This window comes from Paenibacillus sp. CH40 (genome assembly GCF_024213605.1).
Classification (GTDB): domain Bacteria; phylum Bacillota; class Bacilli; order Paenibacillales; family Paenibacillaceae; genus Paenibacillus; species Paenibacillus polymyxa_B.
On record NZ_JANAVQ010000006.1, the window covers coordinates 260,390 to 287,140 of the forward strand.

The window sequence follows — 26,751 nt, forward strand, 5'->3', positions numbered from 1 at the left end:
AATTATAGTATGATATTCTTATGAAAAATTTTACCAGAGTGAATAGGGGCAAGCTGATGAGAAAACCAATCATTGCAGTCGATATGGACGATACCATCTGTCATCTCGTCAAACGAGCCATATACCATAACAATAGTGAATTTCCCACTCATCCGCTTCGGTATGAAGAAATGTTAGATTGGAACACTGATCATCTACGTCATCCGAAGAGCACGCTTGATGTATTTTATGGACGACCGGGTTTGTTTGAGGAACTTGAACTATTTGACGAGTATGTTGTAGAAGAAATGGAAAATCTTTGCAATGCTTTTGATGTCATTATTGTGACAGCGGCAGAACCCAAGACCGTCGTAGAGAAATGGAACTGGCTTCAAAGACATATGCCATTCATTCCGATTGAGAACTTTTTCCCATGTAAACGAAAAAACCTGATTAACTATGATCTCCTGATTGATGATGGTCCTCATAATTTAGTGCCTGCGCTAGAGGCGGGGAGAAAGGTGCTTTGCATTCCTCATCCATGGAATCTGAGAGCAAGAGAGCAATATGAGTTCCCCGTCATGACATCCTGGCAAGGGGCAAAAGAACGAATCGACTCCATTTTAGGGGTTCTGTATAAATAATAGAACCATTCGTAAAACAGCTGGCTCCTTTGGAACTGGCTGTTTTGCTAGAAAGAATAGCACTAATGATTGAAATGAAATGGTACAATTGATATGCAAATCCATGAGGAGGGAACGTGTATGACCATGACTATGGGGCAGGTTGTGAATCATCTGACCAAGGGAATAAGCATACCCAACACCAGCGTAGATCTGCTGGAACCAGGATTTATAGATATTGAGGTACACGGAATTGTAACCGCTTTCTCTGCTTCGCAGTATGTGATAGAACAAGCTATTTCTCTAGGTGCAAATTTTATCATTACGCATGAAGGCATCTTTTATAGTCATCAGAGGATGCATGAATGTTTACTACATGATCCTGTTTTTTTGCAAAAATCTCGCCTCATTGCCGATGCAGGTATAGGCATTTATCGGTTTCATGACACCATACATCGTTATCAACCGGATGGAGTGATGGTTGGGCTTCTTCAGGCGCTTGGCTGGCACAACTACATTGTGAAGCAGCAGCCGACGGCCGCCATTTTGACTATTCCGGTTATGGAAGTTCAGGAGATCGCTGAATATATCAAAGCCAAACTACATATTCGTTATGTACGGGTGGCTGGCGAGGTTTCCATGCCGTGTGAACGAGTGGGAATCTCAGTAGGATACAGGGGAGGTGGTGAACTAGCCATTCCATTATTTCTAAATGAAAATGTAGATTTAGTCATTGCCGGTGAAGGCCCAGAATGGGAAACACCAGAATATGTTAAAGATGCTGTCTACCAAGGTCAAAGTAAAGCACTTATCATGCTGGGACATGCTGAAAGTGAAGCACCTGGGATGAAGTATCTCGCAGATGTACTTTCCGCTCAATTTCCAATGCTCCCCGTACACTTTATTGAAGATCGCCCGGTGTTTCAAATATTGTAATGAGAACACGTCTTTTGTGATGGTCATCCAGCACTGCTGTTATATCCGTTCATCCACTTTATGAAATGGAGGCAAGATGATGGGAAGCAGAGTGAATATGCCGTTCAAAACGGGCTGGAAGTTTATAGAAGGTAATTACGCAGGTGCTGAGAAAATGGACTACAACGATGAGCATTGGCGACTCCTTCAAGTCCCTCATGATTGGAGCATTGAGAAGTCCTTTGATCCACATATGCTGTATGGTGGCAATCAAGCTTATTTGCCGAGATGGTCTGTCGGATGGTACAGAAAGCATTTTAATGTGAAGCCTTCCTCTCCAAAACAGCGCGTATACATACAATTTGATGGCATTCACAGTAACAGTGAGGTTTGGATCAATGAACATTTTGTGGGCAAGCGGCCCTATGGATATGTTAGCTTTCAATATGATTTGACTCCATATATTCGGTGGGATGAGGAGAATGTGATTGCCGTCAAAGTGGACAATACGATTCTTTCACCTGACAGATGGTATTCCGGGGCCGGTATTTATCGTAATGTTTGGCTGATTTGTACGAATTATATTCATATAACCGAATGGGGGACTTACATTACCACACCTGAAATTTCGCCAGATGAAGCCAAGGTAACTGCCAGAATCCAGGTCACTAATCATCACGCGCATGCCGTAGAGTGTACGATTATGACTGAAATGCTGGACCCACAGGGACAGATCAAAGGAAAAGTTGAAAACCGAGTCACTCTTTCGAGCTGTGAAACGGGGGAAATAGAGCAAAAAACGCGAGTTTTAGAGCCAGAACTATGGTCACCGGACAACCCAGTGCTCTACGAAGCCCAGACGACGATCTATTGTGACAATACAGAGGTGGATCGTTATTGTACTCCTTTTGGTATAAGAGAAGTGAAGCTGGACACTCAAAAAGGTTTATTTCTGAATGGGCACATCTTAAAGCTAAAGGGAGTGTGCATTCACCATGATTTAGGCTGTCTGGGGGCTGCTTACCATGATACAGCCATGAAAAGAAGGCTTCAAAAGCTGAAGGAAATGGGCTGTAACTCGATCCGTTTTGCTCATAACCCGATGGCGCCCGAATTATTAGATTTATGTGATCAGATGGGGTTCTTGGTGGTTGATGAGGCTTTTGACAAATGGAAATCTCTTTTCTATGAGCATTTATATGATGAGTGGTGGGAAAAAGATCTGGAAGCAATGTTGCTCAGGGACAGGAACCATCCCAGTGTTTTCATGTGGAGCGTTGGGAATGAAGTGGAGAATCAAGGTCAACCATCCATGCTCAAAATGTTGGAGCAGCTCGTGGGTTTCTGCCATGAAAAAGACCCAACCCGACCAGTTACATGTGCGCTTGAGCCGCATAATACACCGATCAGCTTGCGTGAGGGTTCGATTGAGGCCAAAGTGGAGCATACCAAACAGCTGGCACAACGAGTGGATGTTCTAGGGTTAAACTATCAGGAGCAGTGGTATGAGCACTATAGGGAGGCCATGCCGGATACGCTTATCCTTGGAACAGAAACATTCCCATACTATCGGGGTAAGGATAACCGGGTTAAAGGTTATTTGCCTATGAATCCCTGGTTTGATGTCGCTAATCATGATTATGTGATCGGTCAATTTGTTTGGAGTGGAATTGACTATTTGGGAGAAACGAGCTATCCCTCTAAAGGGTGGTCTTCGGGCCTGATTGATACTTGCGGATTCCGCAAACCAGTATCTTATCTCCAACAAAGTTTATGGTCTAATCAGCCTGTTGTGCACATAGCCGCATTTAACGAACATATCAAATCGGAATTTAATCCGACATGGACGATGCACTGGAAATCTCCGGCTATGGATGATCACTGGACATTTCCTGAATACGGTGGAAAATTGATACGGTTGGTTACCTTCACCAATTGTGAGAGCGTGGAATTGATCATGAATGATGAATCATACGGTGAGAGGAAGTTAGTGGACTATCCTAATCATTTAATCCTATGGGAGCTTCCCTATACACCGGGCAAAATCCGGGCTGTGGGTCGTAATGGAAACAATAAGGTTTGTGAGCATGAATTAACCACTGCCGGACTTCCTTATGCTCTAAAGTTGGAGGCTGATCGGGTAATTCTACCTGCTGATGGGCATGAGATATCTCATGTGGAAGTAACCGTCATAGACCAAAATGGGATCATTGTACCTAACCAGGATTTTGATGTAGCCTTTAAACTACAGGGTGATGGTCGTATCCTTGGAATAGACAATGGTGATCTCACCAGCGATGAATCCTTCAAGGGGAATGAGAGACGAACACACAGAGGAAGGTGTCTCGTTGTTGTACAATCCGGTTATGTGGCTGGTGAGTTGTTGCTTCAAGCGTCAGCAGATGGTGCGTTGCAGGGGGGAATCAGATTGAAAATAGAACAAGAACGCAAATGATAATTCAAGGCTGATTCAGTCTAGGGCTTGTATGGTTTAATTAAAAAGGTCTGAATAGGTGGTGGGTGCGCATGCCCTACCTGCTCAGGCCTTTTTTAATATGTTTACAACTGACGGTCAATAACGGTCTATGACTATAATTCTCTTTTTGACAAATAGTTTGGATGCGAATAGAATGACTAATTATAATTTAACTTATTAAAAGATTAATAAAAAGTGGTGATAAGGAGATAAGTAAATGCCAGTAGAACCATCCATGAATCCTCGGGTAATTCGTAATATTTTGTTCTTATTATTCGCTTTACCAGGTGTAGCTTTTGCTTCCTGGGTGTCTCGAACGCCTATTATACGGGATATTTTGCGTGTCTCGACTGCCGAAATGGGAATCATTATTTTTGGATTAGCTGCAGGTTCTTTAGTGGGACTACTCAGTGCAGGCAATATGATTTCTCGTGTAGGTGGACGGGCGGTCATTCTGGGAAGTGCGATTTTGATTGTAAGCGGTTTTGTCATTGTAGGGTTGGGAACTGCATTTTCGCTCACGAGCATCGTGTTTGCTGGTTTAGTCATCTTTGGAGGTGGTTATGGGACAGCAGAAGTAGCTCTGAATGTCGAAGGTTCTGCGGTAGAAAATCAATTGCAAAAAACGCTTTTGCCGGCTTTTCACGGTTCATTTAGTATGGGTACACTTGTAGGTGCGGTCATTGGCTCTGGAGCAGCGGCACTACACATACCTGTTGTGGTCCATTTTGGAGCGATGGCTGCCATGATTGCAGTGGTAACTTTCTATTTTTATCGTTTTCTGCCTCACGATACAGGTATAGAGAAAGAAGTTCCTACTCAAAAGGTTGGATCTAATCTCAAGGCGCAGCTTGCTGTATGGAAAGAAAGACGAATTTTATTGATCGGTATCATCGTGTTAGGTATGGCGTTTGCAGAAGGGTCTGCGAATGACTGGCTACCGCTAACGATGGTGGATGGTTATGGCGTGAATTCTTTAACAGGTTCCTATATGTATGGACTATTTGTGGCAGCGATGACCATTGGACGTTTTACCGGAGGATTCATACTGGATAAATACGGCCGTGTCCCTGTATTGAAAGGAAGTGCTGTCCTGGCTGCTATCGGTATCATTCTAGTGATCTGGGGACAGCATTACCTCATAGCCGGAGTGGGCGTCGTATTATGGGGGCTTGGAGCCTCACTTGGTTTTCCTGTGGGCTTATCTGCTGCCGGAGATGACCCTCGTGGTGCAGCTATCCGGGTTGGAGCCGTAGCCACGATCGGTTACATTGCCTTTTTAGTAGGCCCCCCAGGCTTAGGGTTTTTAGGTGAACATGTTGGACTTCTGCATGCCTTGATCGTAGTGCTTGTTGGCGTTATTGTTGCTGGTTGGATATCCGGTGCAGCCCAACCTATTGGGGTGAAAGAAAAGAAATCAGATTAAAATATAAAGGGGATTGTCGCATGACTATGAAAACGGAAAAACAAAAGATGATGGATGGGGAACTGTATGTAGCTGCTGATCCTCAATTAACGCAAGAAAGAGAGTATGCGAGAAGATGTGTACGTCTCTTTAATCAGACGGCAGAGACGGATCATGAGTACCGTGAAAAGTTACTTAAGGAGCTTTTCGGATCAACTGGTGAAAATATAGGTATGGAACCCAACATACGCTGTGACTACGGATACAATATCCATGTTGGGGAAAATTTCTACGCCAACTTTGACTGTACCATTTTGGATGTTTGCGAAGTGCGTATTGGAGATAATTGTTTCCTGGCTCCAGGAGTTCATATTTACACAGCGACTCATCCCATAGATCCGTTTGAACGAATCGCTGGCCCTGAGTATGGGAAACCTGTAACGATTGGCAACAATGTATGGATTGGCGGTAGAGCAGTTATTAATCCCGGTGTTACGATAGGTAATAATGTCGTCGTGGCATCAGGAGCAGTAGTAACCAAGGATGTTCCAGACAATACGGTTGTAGCTGGAAATCCAGCACGAGTGATTAAATCCATTGAAATCTCCTAAACAGCATACAGGCTAATCATTTAATATTTGTACCGATGATCCTATTAAAAGAGCTCCTAATTTTAATAGGATCATTTAATTTAAAGACTTGTACACTTATGGTCTTCAATATTGAATTATACAGAGTAATAAATAATCATATTCATCCGAACCAGTGTTTCTCCTAGATTATAGTAAATGTGTGGGCGGTCTGCTTTAAAGCGGATCGAATCTCCAGCTTTAACCGTGTACATTTCTTCGCTGATTTTTACCACCATCTCACCCTCAAATACCGTAATAAATTCTTCTGTACCTTCACGGTGCGGCGCTGAACTCAGTTCCCCGCCTGCTTCAATCTCTACGGTGTAAACCTCAAAATTTCTACTTCCTTCATAGGGGAAAAACGGATACAACCGATAGTGATTATTTTCTTCAAGCACTTGTACTTTGCTTTTAGGAACGACTACTGCATCTGCAGGTGGTTCATTAATCAGAGCAGTGAAAGAGATTTTTAAGCCGTTCGCAATTTTCCATACGGTTGTAATCGAGGGATTAGATTCTCCCCGCTCAATCTGACCGAGCATCGTTTTACTGATCCCCGTCAGATCAGCTAATTTATCTAGACTTAATTTTCTTTCATTTCTTAGATACTTCAAATTTTTACTTAAAATCAGATTAATATTCTCCATAATTCTTCGCTCCTATTGTGCTTTATAAAGAACATATTGTACAATCATAAAGTACAAATGTGCGCTTGAACGTACATTTCATTCAATTATAACATACGGGAGTTGATTGTTGCATGCCGTTTATTCCGTTCCTTTCTTATGTACTTGTGACCAGCTTTACGCCAGGTCCCAACAATATTATGTCTTTAGACAGTGCCAGACGGTTGGGTTTGAAAAAAGCATTCCCATTCTTGCTGGGAGTAACAGCAGGCTGTTTCGCTATTATGCTGTTAGCCTGCTATTTTAATCTTGCTCTGTATCATTTTTTGCCACGAGTTAAGATCTGGATGAATGTCCTCGGCAGTCTGTACATGCTCTATCTGGCGGTGAAAATTGCAAAGAGCAAATCCTCTACGGACGATAATGATCACAATGAGGGATATTCCTTCAAATCAGGACTGCTGCTGCAATTTATCAATTTAAAAATCATTTTGTATGGTATTACGGTCATTTCAACGTTTGTAATGCCTTATGATGTATCGTATATAGAGCTTATTACGATTTCATTACTCCTGACCTGTATTGGATTTGTAGCTGTAGTATGCTGGGCGATTTTTGGCGCTGTGTTTCAACGTTTCTTGAATAAGCATGAGCGTTCCTTCAATATCATAATGTCCTTATTGCTCCTTTATAGTGCACTATCGATATGGATGTAAATGAGCACCTTATTCATCATAGAAAAGAAGGGTTCCTGACTACAGGCAGGAGCCTTTTTTTCGTGTGAATTGAGCTTATTCTACGAGTCATAACATACAATCGAACAGAATGGATGAGTCTCCTGATCATTTAGCTGCAAAACGGGTATTACCTTAATAGATAAAGCTGTTGACAACTTGTATATACATGACTTAATCTTGTATATACAAGATGTTGAAAGCGTTATATTATTTTTACGCTACTTCATTTCGCAAGAAAGGAATGAGCATGAATGGAAGCAATGAACAAGACTTTAATTCCTCAAGATAAAGATTGGTGGCGTAAATCAGTAGTCTATCAGGTTTATCCCAAAAGTTTTAACGATACGACGGGCAAAGGAACCGGTGATATAAGAGGACTGACGCAAAAGCTGGATTATTTAAAAAAACTGGGTGTTGATATTGTCTGGTTGCAGCCTGTATATGTCTCACCACAACGTGATAACGGGTATGATGTAGCCGATTATTGCCAGATTAATCCTGATTATGGAACAATGCAGGATTTTGAAGAATTGAGCGAGGGAATCCGGGCACGAGGGATGTACTTAATGATCGACATCGTGGTTAACCATTCTTCCACAGAACATGCCTGGTTTCAGGAGGCACGGCTTTCTAAGGATAGTGAGTATAGGGACTACTATATCTGGCGTGATCCAGCACCCGATGGTGGACCACCAAACAATTGGGTTTCCAAATTTGGTGGACCTGCTTGGCAATATGACGAGGCAACAGGCCAATATTTCCTGACACTATTTGATAAGACTCAGGCGGATCTAAACTGGGAAAATCCCAATGTCCGTCAGGAAGTTGTCAATCTGCTGGAATTTTGGGCTGAGAAGGGAGTCAGTGGTTTCCGGCTCGATGTCATTAACTTGATCTCCAAAGATCAACAATTCTCGAATGATGATGGGAGCACGGTTCCTGGCGACGGACGTAAATATTATACGGACGGTCCACATGTGCATGAATACATTCATGAGTTACATGAGAAAGTATTTGCCAAACAGAATAGCGTCACTGTGGGTGAGATGTCCTCTACCTCCCTAGAGCACTGCATCCGTTATTCCAATCCAGAGAGAAAAGAATTGTCCATGACCTTTAATTTTCATCATTTGAAGGTGGATTACCCAAATGGACAGAAGTGGGAACTCATGCCATATGATTTTGAAATGCTGAAAAAGCTATTCTCGGATTGGCAAACGGGCATGCAACAGGGTGGCGGCTGGAGTGCATTGTTTTTTAATAATCATGATCAGCCAAGAGCAATCTCTCGCTTTTTGGATGATGGCCAATACCATGCGGAAAGCGCCAAGCTGCTGGCAACCACGCTACATGGTCTTCAAGGTACACCTTATATATTTCAAGGTGAAGAAATTGGGATGGCCAACCCGCAGTGGGCAGACATTGAAGAGTTTCGGGATGTTGAATCTCTGAATATGTACCGTATTTTACAGGAGCAAGGCAAAAGTGCAGAAGAAGCATTGAATATCATTCGAGAGCGGTCTCGTGATAATTCGAGAACACCGATGCAGTGGGATGGCACTCGCAATGCGGGCTTCACTACAGGCACTCCTTGGATTAAAGTAGATGAACGATATCCACAGATTAATGTTCAGGCTCAGTTAGAGGACCCGAACTCTATCTATCACCATTATCGTAAGCTAATTCATCTGCGTAAGACGGTGCAAGTCATTACCGATGGGAATTATCAACGCTTGGACGAAGCTCATCCTCAGGTCTACGCCTATCAACGCAGCAATGAAGAGGAGACTTTGATCGTCATCTCTAATTTTAGCGGACAGGATGCGCAATTCCGTATACCGGATTCATTTTATTCACGATTAATAAATCAAGCGTTGGATGCGGCTGAGCTCTTAATTGGTAATACCCAGCACGCCCCAGAGCTAAAACAAGTGATCTCTTTAACCCCATATGCTTCATATATGTGGATTGTTCGTAGACTTAGTGAATAGTATGGAGACATCTAGTAGCACCCCGGGCACGTTATTTTGATAACCGGGGTTGCTACTTTAAAATGAGCAAACGTTAAGGGAGTGGGCTAAATGGCGATTGAAAGATCACAGGTAGAAGACATTATAAAAGCCGTTGGTGGCAAAGACAACATAGAGGCCTCTACGCATTGCGTAACTCGTCTGCGATTTGCCCTTTATGATGATAAGCTGGTTGATAAAGATGCACTTGAACAAAATGATCTGGTCAAAGGCCAATTTTCTTCACAAGGACAATATCAGGTCGTGATTGGCCCAGGTCTGGTGGATAAAGTATATGACGAAATGATCTCCATTACAGGAGGTAGTCGGGCTTCTAAAGATGATGTCAAAAATGCGGCAAGCAAAAAACAAAATCCAATTCAGCGTGCCATCAAGACGCTGGCAGATATTTTTATCCCCATCTTGCCGGCAATCGTGACTGCAGGCTTATTGCTTGGAATAAATAATATTTTGACTGGCAAGGGAATTTTCTTCGAAGGTATGGCTCTGGTTCAAGTCTATCCTCAATGGACCGACTTTGCTGCTATCATTAACACCATTGCCAGCACCGCATTTACATTTCTACCTGCCTTAATTGGATGGTCGGCTGTTGTCCGGTTTGGCGGCAGTCCTTTACTCGGGATCGTACTGGGTTTGATTCTGGTTCATCCGGATCTGCTAAGTGCATACGGTTATGCAGATGCTGTTACCAAAGGAACCGTTCCAGTTTGGAATTTGTTTGGGTGGGAAGTGAACAAGATTGGTTATCAAGGACAGGTTTTACCCGTTTTAGTATCCGCTTACGTGCTCGCGCACATTGAGAAATTCCTAAATAAGAAGATAGCAGATTCATTTAAACTGTTACTTGTAGCACCGATTACATTATTAATAACGGGATTTCTGGCATTTACAGTGATCGGTCCGGTTACTTTTATGATTGGTAATGCTATTACGTCTGGTCTTGTATACGTTTTCGATTTGGCTCCTGCGCTGGGAGGCCTGATTTATGGAGGCTTGTACTCCTTGCTCGTGATTACGGGAATGCACCATACTTTCCTGGCGGTGGACGTGCAATTAATTGGTACGCAGGGTGGAACATTCCTTTGGCCGATGCTGGCGCTGTCCAATATCGCTCAGGGTGCCGGAGCACTGGCAATGATGCTGGTATTGAAGGAGCAAAAGGGAAAAGGATTGGCTCTTACCTCTTCAGTGTCTGCATTTCTGGGTGTAACCGAGCCTGCCATATTCGGGGTGAATATCCGATATAAATATCCGTTTGTATTCGCAATGATCGGTTCCGGTATTGCAGGTATACTGCTCACCGTAAATCATGTGATGGCTTCTTCCATTGGTGTGGGCGGGATTCCAGGCTTCTTGTCTATTTTCCCAAACAACTGGGGTGTATTCTTCATCGGGATGGCGATCGTGTTAATTGTGCCATTTGCTTTAACTTTAATGTATGGCAAGTTGTTAACTAAGCGCCGTCAGGCTGCACCAGCCAATGATTCCGTACAAAAAGACTCGCTTCCGCAAAATACCGCAATAGATGTGCTTGAAGTGAGGACTCCCGTACGAGGACGTGTTGTACCGCTGGAACAAGTTCCTGACCCGGCTTTTGCCGAACGGCAGATGGGGCAAGGTATTGCAGTGGAACCGAAGGATGGCAAGATTCTTGCCCCATTCAGGGGAAAAGTTATTCATATCATGATGAAAAGCAAGCATGCCTTGATTTTGGAGCATTCGACAGGTGTACAGATTCTGGTACATGTGGGGATCAATACGGTGTCACTGAAGGGTGAGGGATTCACCATGCATGTGGAGACCAATCAAACCGTGGAGCAAGGACAACTACTGATGGAATTTGACCGTGATCTGATTCAGAAATCCGGATATCCCGTCATTACACCAGTCATTGTCCCGGATGGTCAGAGTATGATTGAATCGGTTGAGGAACTGCCAGGTGAGGCAGACGATTTGCAGTATACGTTAATTAGAATTCATTTGAATTCTTCATCAGGTCATAGGAATTAATTCAGATTCAATTCGCACAGTCTATTATAGTGAACAGGGAAGTGAAAGAGTGCTACAATGAACGTGGTGATGAAAATTGACAAAGAATATATTTTTGCAAATTTATCAGGATTATTCGGGACAGATCCAGACAGGCGAATTGGCTCCAGGCACGAAAATGCCATCTGAAAATGAACTGGCCAGAGAGTATAACACTTCTCGTGAAACCGTACGTAAAGCACTTCACTTGCTTGCACAAAATGGGTATATCCATAAAATAAAAGCTAAAGGATCTTTTGTTCTGGATATTGGACGGATGGATTTTCCTATAGGAGGACTGGTCAGTTTCAAGGAAATGTCTGAACGAATTGGGCGTACATCACGAACCATTGTACATGAAAATCAGCTAATTCCAGTTCCAGATGACATAGCCAATCATCTTGAGATTGACAAAGACAAGTATTTGGTCTGGAAAGTTATTCGTGCGCGTGAGATTGAAGGTGAATGCGTCATACTGGATAAAGATTACTTTCGATCAGACATTGTACCTGTGCTTACCGAGGAAATTAGTCGTGGGTCCATCTACGAATATTTGGAGGGAGAGCTCCATCTTCAAATTAGTTATGCCAAAAAAGTGGTTTCTGTAGAAAATGCAGACGAAGAAGATCATAGGCTGATGGACCTTCAGAACTACACTCATGTGGTCGTAGTACGTAACTATGTTTATCTGGAGGACACCACGTTGTTCCAGTATACCGAGTCAAGGCATCGGCTAGACAAATTCCAATTTATCGACTTTGCCAGACGTTCCCACGGTGAAGACAAGAGAGCAGATTTTTTAAAATAACGATCAATAAAATAGTTAAGAAACCCCGTCTTTTAAGACGAGGGTTTCTTTTTTACTTGGATGCAACTGCTGAGCAGCTTGTATACTGGCATTTGAGGGATTTGAATTTGCGTTTTATCCAAAAGCTGTTTATTGAATATTAAAAGGTTATATACTGTTTAGAATACAATTCCATGATCAATGCAATGGGAACGAGGTGTATGTTATTTATGTATAGAGTGGCTATCTGCGATGATGAGCACAAGCAGAGAGAACTTGTTAAAAATATGCTGATTACTTTGTCGATAAAGACCAGTATAGAATTTAAAGTTGAATTATTCGACTCCGGAGAACAGCTGGTATCTCATTATCAAAACTATGAGTCTCCATTCCATATCTTAATATTGGATGTTGAAATGAATGGCATGAACGGAATTCAAACCGCCCAAAAAATAAGGAGTTTAAATCACCTGGATGAACAGATTGTTTTTTTAACGAGCTACCCTGAATATATGGTGGAAAGTTTTGACGTAGTCACATTTCAGTATTTAATAAAACCGATTGCTCCTCATATCTTTGAGGAAAAAATGATAAAGCTGTGTCAATATTTTCAATCTCTCGATAAAAAATTCGTTATCATCAAGTCAGCTTATGAGGAAGTGCTTTTAAAATATGATGATATCATTAGTATTGAAGTGGTCAAAAGCTTAACAATAAAAAACAAACTGCATTTTGTAACCTCTACTCAAACCTATGATAGCAAAGGGATTCTTTCGGACTATGCTTCAGCATTAAAAGAACATAATTTTCTACAAATTCATCGTTCGATTATTATAAACTTAATTCATGTGAAAAAATTTGCTGGCGGTGATGTTTTGATGTCAAATGATGTGAAGTTACCTATTGGGCGTTCTAAAATAAAAGAAGTTAAAGATCTATATACCAAATTTATGATCATGAAGATGCATTAATATGATGGAATATAACTCCCTGCTTCTTAATCTTTGCGTTGTCCTTGTTATGTGCTTCCAAGTGAATTTTTACTTTAACTCGGTTTTTGATAAGTCCAATCGAAAGCCGAACAGATTCGTGTACTTCATTATTTTTGGGTTGCTGGATTCCTTATATTTAAATGTTTATTTGACTCCTACGATATCTTCGATTTTAGCATTACTTGTCATATTTAGTTTAGCGCAATCGTATACAGTGGAAATAAAGACAAAGATCATTTTTTCTATCCTTTATGCTGTATTGATAACCATCGTTAATTTTATATCTCTTTATATTTTATATGCTGTAGGCTCCGTTAAAATTAGCAACTTTAGCCATTTGAGTGGACAAGATCACTTGATATTCTCTAAGATTATGTTACTCAGCTGCATTATCATGTTTGCTGTCATTCAGATTATACGGCTATTTGCCAAACGCAGAACCTTCCCTTTGCAGCATCGTTACTATATTTTATTTCTAATCGTTCCCATCATAAGTTTATACCAGGTCAATGTTTTATCTGTTTATAGTGAAAAGAATATGTATTATTTTGGTTCTATTATTGGCTTTATTTCCTTAAATGTTTTTATCATATATATTTTTGATAATGTCATTGAAAAATTTCAATTAATGCATGAAAATGCTCAATTACAACATCAGATGGACTACCAAGATGCTAACTACGAAAAAACGGTTCACAGCTTCAAAAATATAAAAAGAATCATTCATGATACACACCAACAGTTTTTGTATATTGAAGAATGTATCAAGAGAAATGAATTGGCAGAGGCGAGTGAACATATTAAGGTTACCTTAAATAAAATCGAAGGAGCGTATCAAAGGGTTAATACCGGTAATCTGGTTATAGATGCCCTTGTCACGAATAGTCTTAATATTGGGCAAGCCAATGGCATAAAGATAGATACCCAACTTAACTTATATTCACAGAAAGTAAATATTGAACGTTATGATTTATGTGTAGTTCTAGGGAATATGCTGGATAATGCCATAGAAGCATCCAAAAAGATCAAGATTGCCGATGACAGGTACATTCTTATTAAAATACATTCCAATGAGTCTGCGCTTTTCATTCACATCCTTAATCATGTGGAGAATGAAGTGGCTCATTTGCATAGTCAAAAATCAAATCCGGATTTTCATGGCATTGGCTTAACCAATATATCTAGAATATGTGACAAATATGGTGGGAATATGACCATTGAAACGAAAAATAAAGTATTCAATAATATGGTTTTATTGCCATTTTATAAGGACATTCCTTAGACATCATGTTGTTTAGGGATTGTTTTTTACATTTAAGGGTGTTTTTTTATATAGAATCCTCGTTCATTGTATGATCAGGTCAGTAATAAAGCCTGGTGAAGCTATAAGAGGAGGAAATATGGAATGAAGAAAATAATAGCTGTGTTCGTTTCTGCTATGCTTTTTGTACTGCCGATGACGAATACTTTTGCTCAAGGCCCTGCTGAACCTATCAAGGAAAAGGCTCGCAGTCTAGCCTCGGAGCTGGTATCCAAATACGGTGCTAGCGGTGTGCAGTATGCCATTATGGACCAAGGAAACATTGTATTATCGGATAGCGTGGGTGTAAAGAATAAAGCAACCAACGAGCCGATCACCAAAGATACGATGTTCGGTATAGGCTCTACAAGCAAAATGTATGTATCTGCTGCAACGATGATGCTGGTCGATGCCCATAAGGTAGATATTGATCAGCCGCTAACAACATACATTAAGGACTTTAAAATGTCTGATGAAAGATACAAACAAATTACACCCCGTATGCTGTTAAATCATTCGTCAGGTCTTTACGGTGCTCACTATAAAAATAGTATGTTATTTAATGACAATGATACAGAAAATCATGATGAGCTCTTGCTAAGGTTGCAATCAGAAACTTTAAAATCAAACCCTGGCGAATATTCCGTATATACCAATGATGGATTTCAATTGCTTGAAATATTGGTTGAGCGGGTGAGCGGTCTAAGTTACACCGATTTCCTGGCAAAGCATATTAGTACACCTTTAGGTTTGAAATCTACCAAAACACCTCTCGATCAATTTGATAGACAAAAGCTGTCCAAAACTTATTTTCCTGCGGTTGAGGGGGCTTTACCGGTTGAAAATGCCAATGTCATCGGAACAGGGGGCTTATACTCCACCGCAGAAGAGGTGGCTATGTTTTCAGAAGTATTAACGGGGAACAGACCCGATATTCTATCTGCACAATCGGCGAAGTCCATGAAAAGTCATGAATATCGAAATGGAATATGGGTACCTGAAGAGACAAACAGCTTTAATTATGGACTTGGTTGGGATGCGGTTCAGTTGGCACCGTTTAGTGATTACGGAATAACTGCGTTATCCAAGGGTGGGGATACTGTTTTGTATCACTCTACTTTGATCACCATACCAGAGCACCATATTTCTATGGCTGTGCTTTCATCTGGAGGGTCTTCCATCTTAGATAGTATTTTTGCTTCTAACATTTTATTGGAAGTTTTAAAAGATAAGGGCATCATTAAAGACATCATACCGGAGAAAACATTTGAGCCTCCTGTAAAAGTGGAAATGCCATCTGATTTACTTTCTTATTCGGGATTATACGGTTCTGTGGGTACAACCATCAATGTAGAGATTAAAAACGGTGAGTTTGATTTACCTGCTTTTTTGGATGGATTCGTCCCGGCGCAAAAATATGTGTATACAGGCAATGGACAATTTAAAAGCAGTGATGGCAGTGTAGCCATAAGCTTTGACAAACAAAAAAACGGGAAAACGTATATTAAGGCTAACCTATATTTAAACTTTCCGGGATTAGGTCAAATGGTTATGGTGACTTATGAATACCAAAAGCTAGATGCCAATCCTGTAAATCCCATAGTTAAAAAGGCATGGGAAAACAGAAACGGGAAAAATTATTATGCTTTGGATGAAAAGATATCTTCCATATTTTATCTGGCCCCCTCATTTATAACGAAAAAAATATCCTTTGATCATGATGGATACGCAAGTGGTACTAAAATTGTGGATGAGAATAAAGCAGTAAATGCCGTTGAGATTCCTGTTATGAGTGGAAGAGATGCATTTGATCTGAATTTTTATACCAAGGATGGTTCGGAGTATTTAACCATAGATGGACAATCCTATATCAGTGAAGATGCTGTTAAACCTATCTTGGGAGGAAAGTCAGTGTATACCATACCATCTAATGGCCAAGCCACGTGGTATAAAATAGATAAAAACTCAGCCAATAAAACGATGACCGTTGATTTTCCAACAAGCGGAGGGTTCGCTGTCTATGATGAAAACGGAGCGGTTGTACAATTTTCAACTGCTAGCAATAACAATTCGGTTGTACTGCCCAAAGGTGGCTTGATTGTTTTGGGTGGCAATGCAGGGGATGTATTTAAAATCAATTTGAAATAAGCGTGTAGCCGCTTCTGGAAATTCAGGAACGACCGTTGCAGCGTTGGAGGTTAAGTAGATAACCGCGAATCTTAAGTCGAATTGGCCTTTATATAAGGCCAATTCGACTTTTTCATTCAGCAGATGAGCCTAAATCCGTAATGGATAATTTTACATCAAAGGTTACGGGTATTTTGCTGAATTTGTAATCCCAATCATCCTTTACTTTTTTCCACACCTGCGGTTTCTCAATATGCAAATGGTCACCAAAACCGGCAACATCGACTTTATATTCTGACTGTAATTTGTGCATAACAGACTTAACCCTGCGAGTCACTTGTTCTTCAAATTCTTTTTCTGCCTCTTTCATGTTTCGTGTCTCAGTCGGGTCCGCTTTATCATCCCAGTTTTCGATTAGACGTCCTTTAGATTCAATTTTTACGTGGAACGAGATATCGTTGCCCTCGGTCACCTTGGTTGTTATTTTGCTTTTTACCGATTTGATTTCGTAAGTGATGGCTTCATTCCGCTTGTCATACGTTTTGACAGCCCCACCTTTAACATCACCGGTAATCCATCCAATACTCTCCACGTCTTGTTGTCCCAAAGTACCTATCCAGTGACCGGTATCTCCTTTAATAATCCCGGCACCTGAAAATTCTAATTCTCCATCTGATTCAGTGATGTTCTGTAATATATAGCTTTTTTTGGAGTGCATCAACCCATCCAATTCAGACAAATTGACTCCTCTCATTACCTTGCTGGTTCTGAAATGGTTACGCAGCATATACAAAATATGAATGGATGGGACCTCGTCCTCATATTTGGTAACTAAAGTGCTAGCTGCTCGTTCTTTGCTTAAGAAGACCAAACAACTCGGGCGAATATCATTATCACGTAGCACAAAATCCATTAATTGCTGCATCGTCTGTTCTTTCGCCAAATCGGTGGCAACCACCATGACCTTTAGATGGTGACCAATAACCGGGCGATCCAAACGGAGAGAGAGTTGTCGGAAGATTTCAAGCAAAGAATCCCCGGTGGCTGCTATATTGACATAGTTTGGTCCTTGTCCGCCACCGCCTTGCTGCTCTGTGCTTCCAGATGATTTTTTGGGGACGATTTGTACGCTGGCGGTAATTTTATTTTTCTTGAAGTAACGACTACCTTTCTTTTCCAGATTCTGCTCTAATGGAGTTGGCTCGCCCTTATCCAGAGCCAGTCCTGTATATATGCTGAGCTCTTCTACTTCTTTGCTGCTCCAGCAACCGACTTGAGTTATAAGTAGAATGAAAGCAAGCAGCAAGGATAGCATAGGGCGTCTACACATTTTGCTTCATTCCCTTCTTCCTGATTATGAACACGATGGAGAGAAGTACCGGAACCAGAAAAAATATAACGATTCCCATGTATCCGATCGCATCGCCTAGACTAAACACTTCCATCATACGAACAGGAGTCATTGTAGAGATAAAAATAATTGGGATTAAGCCAAAAATCGCATAACGATATTTAAGACCGAACACCTGTGAAACCCCTAAGGAAGCATTGAAGAAGAAACTGCAGAAATTACAAAACATTTGCATCATCCAGATCACTAGCAGAGGAAACTCAAGCCGCTCAAAAAGAAAACCGGGGATTTCAAAACTGCGCATCAAATTGATGGTAGGCCAAGTACTTGTCACAGTGGAGTCCATCGATAACCCGCCGATCACCATAACTACGGTCAAAAAGTACAAAATTAAGGGGATACTGATCCCCACTACCATGGCCTTAAATGCTTTCTCAGGGTACTGTAAAAAAGCGACCAGTGTCATGATGACTTCACATCCAGAGAAAACAAGAATAGTCGATTTCAGACCCTTGATGACAGGTAAAATCCCCTCACTCAGTACAGGACGAAGATGATCAATCTCAAAAATCCTTAAGCTAAAGACAAAACAGAGCAGCAGAAAAAAAAGACTAATCGGAAGTACAATCTGGTATAGCCGAGCGATGGGATTAATGCCGCCAAAAACCAAATAGCTTCCTACCCAGATGAATGGAATCACAATCGCCCAGATCGGAGTGCCTTCCAGCAGAAAAAACATGGTCACTTCAGCTAAAACCCGAATCTCAAAGCCGGCGATGATTAAAAAATATATAATCAATAACACACTTAAAAATCCACCCGGAATTGTGCCCACGATTCTTCTGGAATATTGATACACGGTGTTTTCAGGAAACTGTTGACTTAATTTCACCATAAGCCAGACGACCAATATGACAATACATCCACCGAGAAGGACAGAAAGCCATGCATCAGGAGTCTGTACCTTTTCAGTTACACCTCTCGGCAGTGTCAAAATCCCTGCGCCCAATACGGTATTGGTCAGGAACACAGCCGCCTGCTTGGTTGTGATCTTATCATCAGAGCGTCTAAACACCATAGCTCCTCCTTCGTCTTGGCATCATGGCCTACGTTTGGTTTGCTGAGTTTTCATCATAAGAGGTCTTCTTTTCATCATAGATATAGGAACTCGAATATACATATCCTTCCAATCACTTAGGCGCATAGGGGATAAGGGCGTTACATACGGTACGCCAAAGCTTTTTAATTTCGTCAGATGGATACAAATTAACAGAAAGAACAATATGGTTCCTAACATGCCCAGGATGGCTGCAAAGAGCATGCCGACAAAACGCAAAAGACGCAAGGTAATGCCCGCACTGTATGTCGGTATCGAAAACGAAGAAATGGCAGTAACCGCAACCACAATTACCAGGAAGGGACTAACGATGCCTGCATTTACAGCAGCGTCGCCGATGACCAAGCCTCCCACAATGCCCATCGCAGGACCAATGGGTTTGGGCAAGCGAATGCCGGCTTCCCGTAGGATTTCGATAGAGATTTCTAAAATCATAACCTCAATGACGGATGGGAAAGGGACGCCTTGACGGGTTTCGATGATGCTAATGACCAGCTTGGTCGGAATCAAACCGGGATGAAACGATATAAAAGAGATGTACAAAGCAGGCCCCATAAGCGCTATAAAAGCCCCGCTAAAACGCAACAGCCGCAAAAGTGTTCCTGGAATCCAGCGTTCATAATAGTCTTCAGGTGATTGAAGCAGCATACTGAAGGTCACCGGAACAATAAGTGCAAAGGGAGTCCCATCCAGTAAAATGGCTATTCTTCCTTCCAACAAAGCATTAATGACACGGTCGGGGCGCTCTGTATTGTGAGCCTGCTGGAACGGACTTAAATAATTGTCTTCAATAAGTTGTTCCACATAACCGGATTCAGCCAAAAAATCCATGTCTATCTTTGAAATTCTGCGGGTTACTTCTTCGAGGAGATCTGGATTCACAATATCCTTTATATACGCGACAACCAGATCTTTTTTGATTCGGCTTCCCACTTGAAATTTCTTCATTTCCAGACTTTTGTTTAAGCCTTGGCGTCGAAGCATCGAAGTATTTTCACTTAATACCTCCGTAAAACCAATGCGGGGACCCCGAAGTAATGCTTCAGAGGTTGGTTCATTGACGGAGCGAATGGCGCCATTGGGCGAGCCCACCAGCAGTGCTCCCTTCATTCCTTCAATTAATAAGGCAGTATGGCCTAAAAGTATAGACTCCTGCAGGTCCTCCATATCAGCAACTTCACTAATCTGCGTAAGTGGCATCAAGTTTTCTTTTATAAAGGAGTTACTTATACTTTCCTGCTGTTCCTGTGGGCGCTGTGGGTCCTGCTGGCCCTCGAACATCAAGACCTCCAATACCTGCTTGCTCATAAGCTTTTCATCCTGCATACCTTCTATGAAGATTAACACGGACCGAGCATGATATTTCTTTACTACAAACTCACGAAAATGCACATCACTATTTTCGCCTATAGCCTCTCGGATCGACTTTAAATCGGAATCATAATTCCCTGTAATTTTGGAGCTTGGTTCATGCTGTTGATCAGCTTGGCCTTCGTTATGTTCGTCGGAAAGCGGACGATCAGAAGAATGTTTGGATTTTGCCCCCTTACTGCCGACAAACGAATAAATCGATGTGTTTATATAATAAATTCCTAAAGGAATAACCAACGCGAGGCATGCTTGAAAGAGTGTAATCCAGCTTGGAATATAAGAAATTATTTTAGACCACATGATGATCACCTCCATACGATTCAATTCATGTTTCCTTAAGATACAAGTTGTTCCTAAAGTATTCCTTATAAAGGTTGTATTTACACATGAAATGGAAAGATTCGTTCGATGAATTGAGCAAGTGATGTATTTAGTATTTATGAAGTTTGATTTCTGGCCTTACCTTTATCCCTTGAAACGGAATAGGGAAATCCCTAAATATTCTTAATTTGAACTACATTGTGACTGTGATCACATATAGCTCTGTCTGCTGTACTAGAATAGAAGCATAAGCAATATTCATAGGAACGTAGGAGATGTCGTCGGATAGGGAGTATCGTCGAATGAATGGAGGAACCGGTATATGATAAACAGTAAACAGAAACTTGTGGTTATAGGGAACGGGATGGCTGGTATCAATACGGTCGAACAAATTTTAAAATTAACAGATAAGTATGAAATTACGGTCCTGGGAAATGAGCCGCATCCGAACTATAACAGGATCATGCTCTCTTATGTACTGGAAGGCAGTAAAACGATTGATGATATCATACTGAACGATTTGCAATGGTATGCGGATCAAGGGATTACTTTGTATACAGGAAAAATGGTGAAAAGCATCGACGGTGAGAACAAGAAGATTCACACCGAAGACGGACTGGAAATTGATTACGATGTAGCTTTGGTAGCTACTGGCTCACAATCATTTATTCTGCCTATTCCGGGTAAGGAATTACCGGGTGTCATCGGTTTCCGAGATATCGCCGATTGCTCGGCAATGCTTGAGGCAGCGAAGACCTTTAAAAAGGCAGCTGTCATTGGTGGAGGTCTGTTAGGGCTGGAAGCAGCTAAAGGCTTGGTCAACCTGGGAATGGATGTTACGGTCGTTCATTTAATGGAGGATTTGATGGAACGCCAGCTGGACCGGGAAGCCTCTGCGATGCTGAAAGCAGAACTAGAACGCCAGGGAATCAAGTTTGCTATGCAAATGCAAACTGCGGAAGTGTATGGTCAAGATCGGGTACAAGGGCTGCGGTTTTCAGACGGAAGCGAGCTGGAAGCGGATTTGGTCGTTATGGCCGTCGGGATCAAGCCTAATATTCAGGTGGCTGTGCAAAGTGGTATGGAAACGAACCGTGGTATCGTAGTCGATGATTTGATGAGAACCTCCGTACCGGATGTATACGCCGTAGGGGAATGTGTTGAACACCGCGGAATCTGTTATGGTCTGGTAGCTCCGCTGTTTGAGCAGGGAAGTGTCATTGCCAAACATTTGGCAGGCGCGGAAACTGAAGGTTATATGGGATCGGTGGTTTCCACCAAGCTCAAAATTTCAGGGGTGGATGTTTTCTCAGCTGGCGAATTCATAACCCAGCCTGAACATACGGTGATTGTTGCAAAGGATGAGTGGAAGCGCACATACAAAAAAGTGCTGCTTCGTGAAAATAAGATTGTTGGAACTGTACTGTTTGGTGATGTGAGCGAATCTGCTAGTCTTCAAAAATATGTGCGTCAGCAAACGCAGATGACAGATGAGATATATGGACAGATCATGGGTACTGGATGTGGCAATCACGGGGCGAAAACATTATCCGCTGAAACGATGGCGGATGATGAAATAGTCTGCGGCTGTAACGGTGTGACTAAAAAGGCGATTGTGGATGCAATTAATGATAATGGACTGACAACAGTCGATGAAATTAAGGCATGCACCGGAGCTACGCGTTCCTGTGGAGGGTGCAAGCCGGTCGTTGAGCAAATTCTGCAGTATGTTCTTGGAGACAGCTTCAAGACGTCAGCCAAGCAAGGAATATGTGGTTGCACATCATTGAGTCGGGACGAGATTGTGGAAGCGATCAAAACCAAAGGGTTGACAACAACGCGTGAAGTTATGAATGTACTGGGTTGGCATAATGATGAAGGATGCTCCAAATGCCGCCCGGCGCTGAATTACTATTTGGGAATGATTAACCCGGATACCTATGAAAATGAGGGAGATTCCCGTTTTGTAAATGAGCGATTGCACGCAAACATTCAAAAGGATGGAACGTTTACAGTTGTTCCTAGAATGTACGGCGGTGTAACGACCCCAGAAGATTTGAAGAAGATAGCAGATGTTTCTCTTAAATACAACGTTAAGGTCGTTAAAGTAACAGGAGGACAGCGGCTGGATTTGATCGGTGTCCGTAAAGAGGATCTGCCTAAAGTATGGGAAGAACTCGATATGCCGTCGGGATATGCCTACGCGAAGTCACTTCGTACGGTTAAAACCTGTGTTGGATCGCAATTTTGCCGGTTTGGCACACAGGACTCGATGGGAATGGGAGAAGTGTTGGAACGAAAATTCGAACGATTGGATTTCCCAGCAAAATTCAAATTAGCAGTTAATGGATGTCCACGCAACTGTGCGGAATCATGTACCAAAGATATCGGAATCGTAGGTAATGATGGGGGCTGGGAGATCTTTATCGGTGGTAATGGCGGTATTAAAGCACGGTTAGCTGATTCACTCTGTAAAGTGAAAACCGACGCCGAGTTGATTGATATTGTAGGTAGCGTAATGCAACTCTACCGTGAAACAGGACAATACCTGGAGCGCACGTCGGAGTGGGTGGAACGGATCGGTCTGGAAGAGATTCAGAAGGCTGTCGTTCAGGATACAGATAATCGACAAGCTTTAGTAGAACGCATCGAATTTGCACTACAACAGGTGGAAGACCCGTGGAAAAAGATCATCAATGATGAGGATACACGCAAAAATCTATTTGAGGTTGTCACTCCGTCTATTGTGTAATTGTATCTAAAATGCCTGAGGAAGGGAGCGATCAAGCAAATGATCAAAAATGCCGAATGGCTTGTCGTCGGTCACAGTAAGGATTTTCCGATCAGAATAGGGCGTACCATCCATATCAAAGGTGCTGAAATTGCTGTTTTTCGCACTTCGGAGAATGAGCTTTATGCCGTTGAAAATATCAATCCTCATCCCAAAAGAGGTCCTCTTACAGAGGCGATAGTATCTGGTCATTATATCTATGACCCTTTATATGACTGGAAAATTGATCTGCAGACAGGCATCGTTCAAGAGCCTGATCACGGACAAGTTAAAACATTCGCCGTTTGTGAAGAGGGAGAAGAAGTTAAAGTATCACTCGAAACGGTTTAGTTCGTCTGATGGAATACAAATAAAAAAGGGCTTGACAGGAACAATCCTGTTGGGCCCTTTTTTCGTCTTGGATCAGGTAATGGTAACGCCTGCGCTTGCATAACCTACGATAGTGTTTACGAGGGAAAGTCCCGTAGCTGTTGCAGAGAAGACAAGGAGCAGACGAGTCTGTGCGGTTACCGGTATAGCCAACCCGGTAGTAATACCGCTAGAGATCGTTCCCAGAGCAATAATGCCAGCCAGTGAAGGGGCCAATGTAACGATAGCTCCGGGAACTGCTGTGAAGGTATTATTGGGTGTTGGGGAACTAAACAACTGGGCAGTAATCGTCGCAGTTGAACCCACGAGAGTTAACGCAGCTGTTGTACTGAAGTAACCAGCAATAGATGTAATTACGCCATCCCGTGGTACGGAAAAAGCAAAGTTGATCAGAGGTCCTACAAGTGTACCTGTCAGGTCAATGGCCCCGCCTACAAGGCTAATCCCTGTTGCTGAGCTTCCAAAGCCGATCAAACTGGTGGTTCCTACCACCCCGCCAAGAACGGTTGTCAGGATAGCAGGTCCGCCCGAAGCAAACGGAATGATGGCTCCCGAACCGGTCGCTCCAGTAACACCAGCCGTGCCCGTGGCTCCGGTAGCACCAGCCGCACCCGGCAGCCCATCAGCTCCGGTCGGCCCTGTGACCCCAGCTGGCCCGATCAATCCATCCGCGCCCGTAGCGCCCGTGGCGCCTGTCACACCCCCGGCAGGTCCCGCAGCACCCGTAGCGCCGACGGGTCCGGCAGGGCCTTCCGGTCCAGCGGCCCCGATAGGCCCGGCGGCGCCAATAGGTCCAGCTGCTCCCACTGGTCCGGCAGGCCCCGCAGGTCCGGCAGGGCCAACTGGTCCAGCCGCACCGATAGGTCCGGGAGGTCCGGGAGGACCTTGTGGGCCAGGTCCACCTGCGGGTCCAGGCGTACCGCCGGGTCCCACAGGTCCAGGAGGTCCTTGTGCACCTGGCTCCCCTGACAAGTATGTTTCACCTAATACGTTGCTAACCGTCGTTCCAGCGATTCTGATCGCGCTGATTAAGCTGTCTTTAAGAGCAGGATCGAGGGATTCTTGTAAAACGATGGACAATAGGGCATCCAGCAATTGTTGCAGTGCAGTACCTACGCCGATCGGAGAGAAGGGTGTAGCTTCTAACGCAACAATAGCAAGCTCCAGCGCTGCCAGTAGGTCTGCCTTAACCCCGCCTCTAAGTCTTAAGCTTTTCGCCAGAGACAACAAACGTCTTAAAATCTGTTGCAAGGAAGATACATTAGCCGCAGAGGGGTTTGCGAATACGATGGGGATGATCGCGGTCAATTCATTAATCAGTCTGAGAAGAGCTTCGATACTTCTATTTACTCTTGTTGGTTTACAGTCTTCGTCTTTTTTTGAAGCACCACTGAACCTGAACGGTTTTTTATGTTTCATGCTCAAATATCTCCTCCTCATCATTCTTACTACTGTAGAGGTGACAGGTGGTTTATCGCCCCGCTTCGCAGATATTCATAATATATTTACTGAAGCAAAAAGGGTGAATAAACAAGCAAAAATGATTGTTAAAGGCTTGTACATAAAATATACATAAAAAATACGGCCCCCAAAAAGCATGGAGGCCGCGTTGTATTTGCGTATACTCATCTGATCTATGAAGCTTAAAAAGTCTTATTTAAGAATACGTACCAGCAGTTCAGCCATCTCACCTCTGCTGATAGCCGCTTTTGGCTTGAGTGTTCCATCTGGATAACCGCTGATCCAACCGGAGGATACTGCATTCTGGAATGCTGCGGAGGCCCATGCTGCAATCTGCTGCTCATCCTTGTAGGATTGCAGTGCGGCAGTGCTGGAAATGGATGTCTGATTCTGCATCGCGTGTGACAGGATCACCATCGCCTGTTCACGAGTAAGACTCTCATTAGGTCCGAAAGTTTGAGCGGTTAGCCCTTGAATCCATCCCTGGCGGTGAGCAAAATCCACGGCTGATCCAGCCCAGTGTCCCTGCATATCTGTAAATGAGGTAGAAGGGCTCTCATCTCCAGCAGTTCCCAATGCTCTGGTCAGTATGGCTACAAATTCTGCACGGCTTACAGCGCGATCAGGGCGTATGTTTCCGTCTTTATAGCCTTGTATCCAGCCTTTGTCTGCAAGAGATTGCAGGGACTTCGCTGCCCAATGGCCTTGTACATCCGGCCATACCTGAGCTAGCACTTGTGGATCTGACGAATTGCTTGGGTCATTTTGCACACTGGCATTATTGGTTTGAGTCTTTGCGTCTGTGGCGACGGCAAAGGTACCTAACCCGGTCGTATTCAGACTCACACCCGACAACATCCCTTTTGAATCCATTACAGCAGTCCCTTTTAAAATCTCACGCTCACCATTCTCGTGAATAACAAGAATGGAGAACTGGGGCTCTGTATTGTGTAACTCACTTAAGGATTCGTTATCCAGCGGTAGAATGATCGACGAGGTCCCAGTCACATTGGCTTTGATGTCTGTAACCGGACCCATCAGCGTCAGGCTGGATTGTTGCTCGGCCCAATCACGGATCTGCTGTGCACGTTGTACATCTGCCTGCTGGAATGACAATGTAACGTCCTGCTGGCCTGAGGCCATGCTGGTTAAGGTGTCACTGGATATCAACAGTGTTCCATATCGGGATATTACCGATGCACCAATCTTATCCCATTTATTCAGTAAAGAATGAGCAAGGATAACACGACTCAGTTGCTTCTCCTGCTCCAAACGAATGTCTGCGTATGCTTTGCCTTCGCGAAGTGCTTGCT

At 42.9% G+C, this 26,751-nt stretch carries 20 protein-coding genes; 14 read left to right on the top strand and 6 right to left on the bottom strand.

All coding sequences use genetic code 11. The features are described from left to right. The first annotated feature begins 56 nt into the window (after positions 1 to 56). The 5 genes from NLX73_RS18840 to NLX73_RS18860 all read left to right on the top strand — a co-directional run bounded on the left by NLX73_RS18840 (position 57) and on the right by NLX73_RS18860 (position 6,009). Positions 57 to 623, top strand: coding sequence for a 5' nucleotidase, NT5C type (locus NLX73_RS18840; protein ID WP_250267381.1), 567 nt, complete (start codon positions 57 to 59; stop codon positions 621 to 623). Between the two features lie 120 nt (positions 624 to 743). Next, positions 744 to 1,538, top strand: a complete 795-nt coding sequence (locus tag NLX73_RS18845) for a Nif3-like dinuclear metal center hexameric protein (protein WP_250267382.1) — start codon at positions 744 to 746, stop codon at positions 1,536 to 1,538. Positions 1,539 to 1,617: 79 nt separating this feature from the next. Then, the gene (locus NLX73_RS18850) at positions 1,618 to 3,972 is read left to right on the top strand and encodes a glycoside hydrolase family 2 TIM barrel-domain containing protein (RefSeq protein WP_367997116.1); all 2,355 of its coding nucleotides are present in this window, start codon (positions 1,618 to 1,620) and stop codon (positions 3,970 to 3,972) included. Between the two features lie 238 nt (positions 3,973 to 4,210). Continuing rightward, positions 4,211 to 5,419 (top strand): MFS transporter, encoded by a 1,209-nt coding sequence (locus NLX73_RS18855; protein WP_254326988.1) that lies wholly within the window; start codon positions 4,211 to 4,213, stop codon positions 5,417 to 5,419. A gap of 20 nt (positions 5,420 to 5,439) precedes the next feature. Beyond that, positions 5,440 to 6,009, top strand: a complete 570-nt coding sequence (locus tag NLX73_RS18860; protein ID WP_302055480.1) for a sugar O-acetyltransferase — start codon at positions 5,440 to 5,442, stop codon at positions 6,007 to 6,009. Positions 6,010 to 6,125: 116 nt separating this feature from the next. On the opposite strand, the gene NLX73_RS18865 is transcribed toward NLX73_RS18860, so the two are convergent. After that, positions 6,126 to 6,677, bottom strand: coding sequence for a helix-turn-helix domain-containing protein (locus NLX73_RS18865; RefSeq protein WP_061831117.1), 552 nt, complete (start codon positions 6,675 to 6,677; stop codon positions 6,126 to 6,128). Positions 6,678 to 6,790: 113 nt separating this feature from the next. On the opposite strand from NLX73_RS18865, the gene NLX73_RS18870 reads away from it, so the two are divergent. The 7 genes from NLX73_RS18870 (at position 6,791) to NLX73_RS18900 (ending at position 16,678) form a co-directional block, all read left to right on the top strand. After that, positions 6,791 to 7,372 (top strand): LysE family transporter, encoded by a 582-nt coding sequence (locus NLX73_RS18870; protein ID WP_254326989.1) that lies wholly within the window; start codon positions 6,791 to 6,793, stop codon positions 7,370 to 7,372. A gap of 272 nt (positions 7,373 to 7,644) precedes the next feature. Next, positions 7,645 to 9,384, top strand: a complete 1,740-nt coding sequence (treC, locus tag NLX73_RS18875; protein ID WP_254326990.1) for an alpha,alpha-phosphotrehalase — start codon at positions 7,645 to 7,647, stop codon at positions 9,382 to 9,384. Between the two features lie 90 nt (positions 9,385 to 9,474). Then, the gene (treP, locus tag NLX73_RS18880) at positions 9,475 to 11,433 is read left to right on the top strand and encodes a PTS system trehalose-specific EIIBC component (RefSeq protein WP_254326991.1); all 1,959 of its coding nucleotides are present in this window, start codon (positions 9,475 to 9,477) and stop codon (positions 11,431 to 11,433) included. Between the two features lie 76 nt (positions 11,434 to 11,509). Next, the gene (gene treR / locus NLX73_RS18885) at positions 11,510 to 12,259 is read left to right on the top strand and encodes a trehalose operon repressor (protein ID WP_165178918.1); all 750 of its coding nucleotides are present in this window, start codon (positions 11,510 to 11,512) and stop codon (positions 12,257 to 12,259) included. A 209-nt stretch (positions 12,260 to 12,468) separates the two neighbouring features. Further along, on the top strand, positions 12,469 to 13,209 hold the full coding sequence (locus tag NLX73_RS18890) for a LytR/AlgR family response regulator transcription factor (RefSeq protein WP_254326992.1): 741 nt from the start codon (positions 12,469 to 12,471) through the stop codon (positions 13,207 to 13,209). Between the two features lies 1 nt (position 13,210). Further along, positions 13,211 to 14,512, top strand: coding sequence for an ATP-binding protein (locus tag NLX73_RS18895; protein WP_254326993.1), 1,302 nt, complete (start codon positions 13,211 to 13,213; stop codon positions 14,510 to 14,512). A gap of 123 nt (positions 14,513 to 14,635) precedes the next feature. Further along, complete coding sequence (locus NLX73_RS18900; RefSeq protein ID WP_254326994.1) at positions 14,636 to 16,678, top strand: serine hydrolase domain-containing protein; 2,043 nt, start codon at positions 14,636 to 14,638, stop codon at positions 16,676 to 16,678. Between the two features lie 112 nt (positions 16,679 to 16,790). Here NLX73_RS18900 and NLX73_RS18905 read toward each other — a convergent pair whose 3' ends face one another. The 3 genes from NLX73_RS18905 to NLX73_RS18915 are packed head-to-tail and all read right to left on the bottom strand — an operon-like array spanning position 16,791 to position 20,796. Then, positions 16,791 to 17,987, bottom strand: a complete 1,197-nt coding sequence (locus NLX73_RS18905; protein WP_254326995.1) for a Ger(x)C family spore germination protein — start codon at positions 17,985 to 17,987, stop codon at positions 16,791 to 16,793. Then, entirely contained in the window at positions 17,980 to 19,083 is a 1,104-nt protein-coding gene (locus NLX73_RS18910) for a GerAB/ArcD/ProY family transporter (RefSeq protein ID WP_254327007.1), read from the bottom strand. Before NLX73_RS18910 ends, NLX73_RS18905 begins: the two co-directional genes overlap by 8 nt. 24 nt (positions 19,084 to 19,107) lie before the next feature. Continuing rightward, positions 19,108 to 20,796, bottom strand: a complete 1,689-nt coding sequence (locus NLX73_RS18915; protein ID WP_254326996.1) for a spore germination protein — start codon at positions 20,794 to 20,796, stop codon at positions 19,108 to 19,110. A 343-nt stretch (positions 20,797 to 21,139) separates the two neighbouring features. Here NLX73_RS18915 and nirB point away from each other — a divergent pair, with 343 nt between their 5' ends. Further along, positions 21,140 to 23,569 (top strand): nitrite reductase large subunit NirB, encoded by a 2,430-nt coding sequence (gene nirB / locus NLX73_RS18920; RefSeq protein ID WP_254326997.1) that lies wholly within the window; start codon positions 21,140 to 21,142, stop codon positions 23,567 to 23,569. Between the two features lie 39 nt (positions 23,570 to 23,608). Then, positions 23,609 to 23,938 (top strand): nitrite reductase small subunit NirD, encoded by a 330-nt coding sequence (gene nirD / locus NLX73_RS18925; RefSeq protein ID WP_250267393.1) that lies wholly within the window; start codon positions 23,609 to 23,611, stop codon positions 23,936 to 23,938. Positions 23,939 to 24,010: 72 nt separating this feature from the next. On the opposite strand, the gene NLX73_RS18930 is transcribed toward nirD, so the two are convergent. Both NLX73_RS18930 and NLX73_RS18935 read right to left on the bottom strand, forming a co-directional pair. Beyond that, the gene (locus tag NLX73_RS18930) at positions 24,011 to 25,396 is read right to left on the bottom strand and encodes an exosporium glycoprotein BclB-related protein (protein WP_254326998.1); all 1,386 of its coding nucleotides are present in this window, start codon (positions 25,394 to 25,396) and stop codon (positions 24,011 to 24,013) included. A gap of 234 nt (positions 25,397 to 25,630) precedes the next feature. Further along, positions 25,631 to 26,751 (bottom strand): S-layer homology domain-containing protein (locus NLX73_RS18935; RefSeq protein ID WP_254326999.1); only part of this gene is annotated, 1,121 nt, incomplete at its 5' end.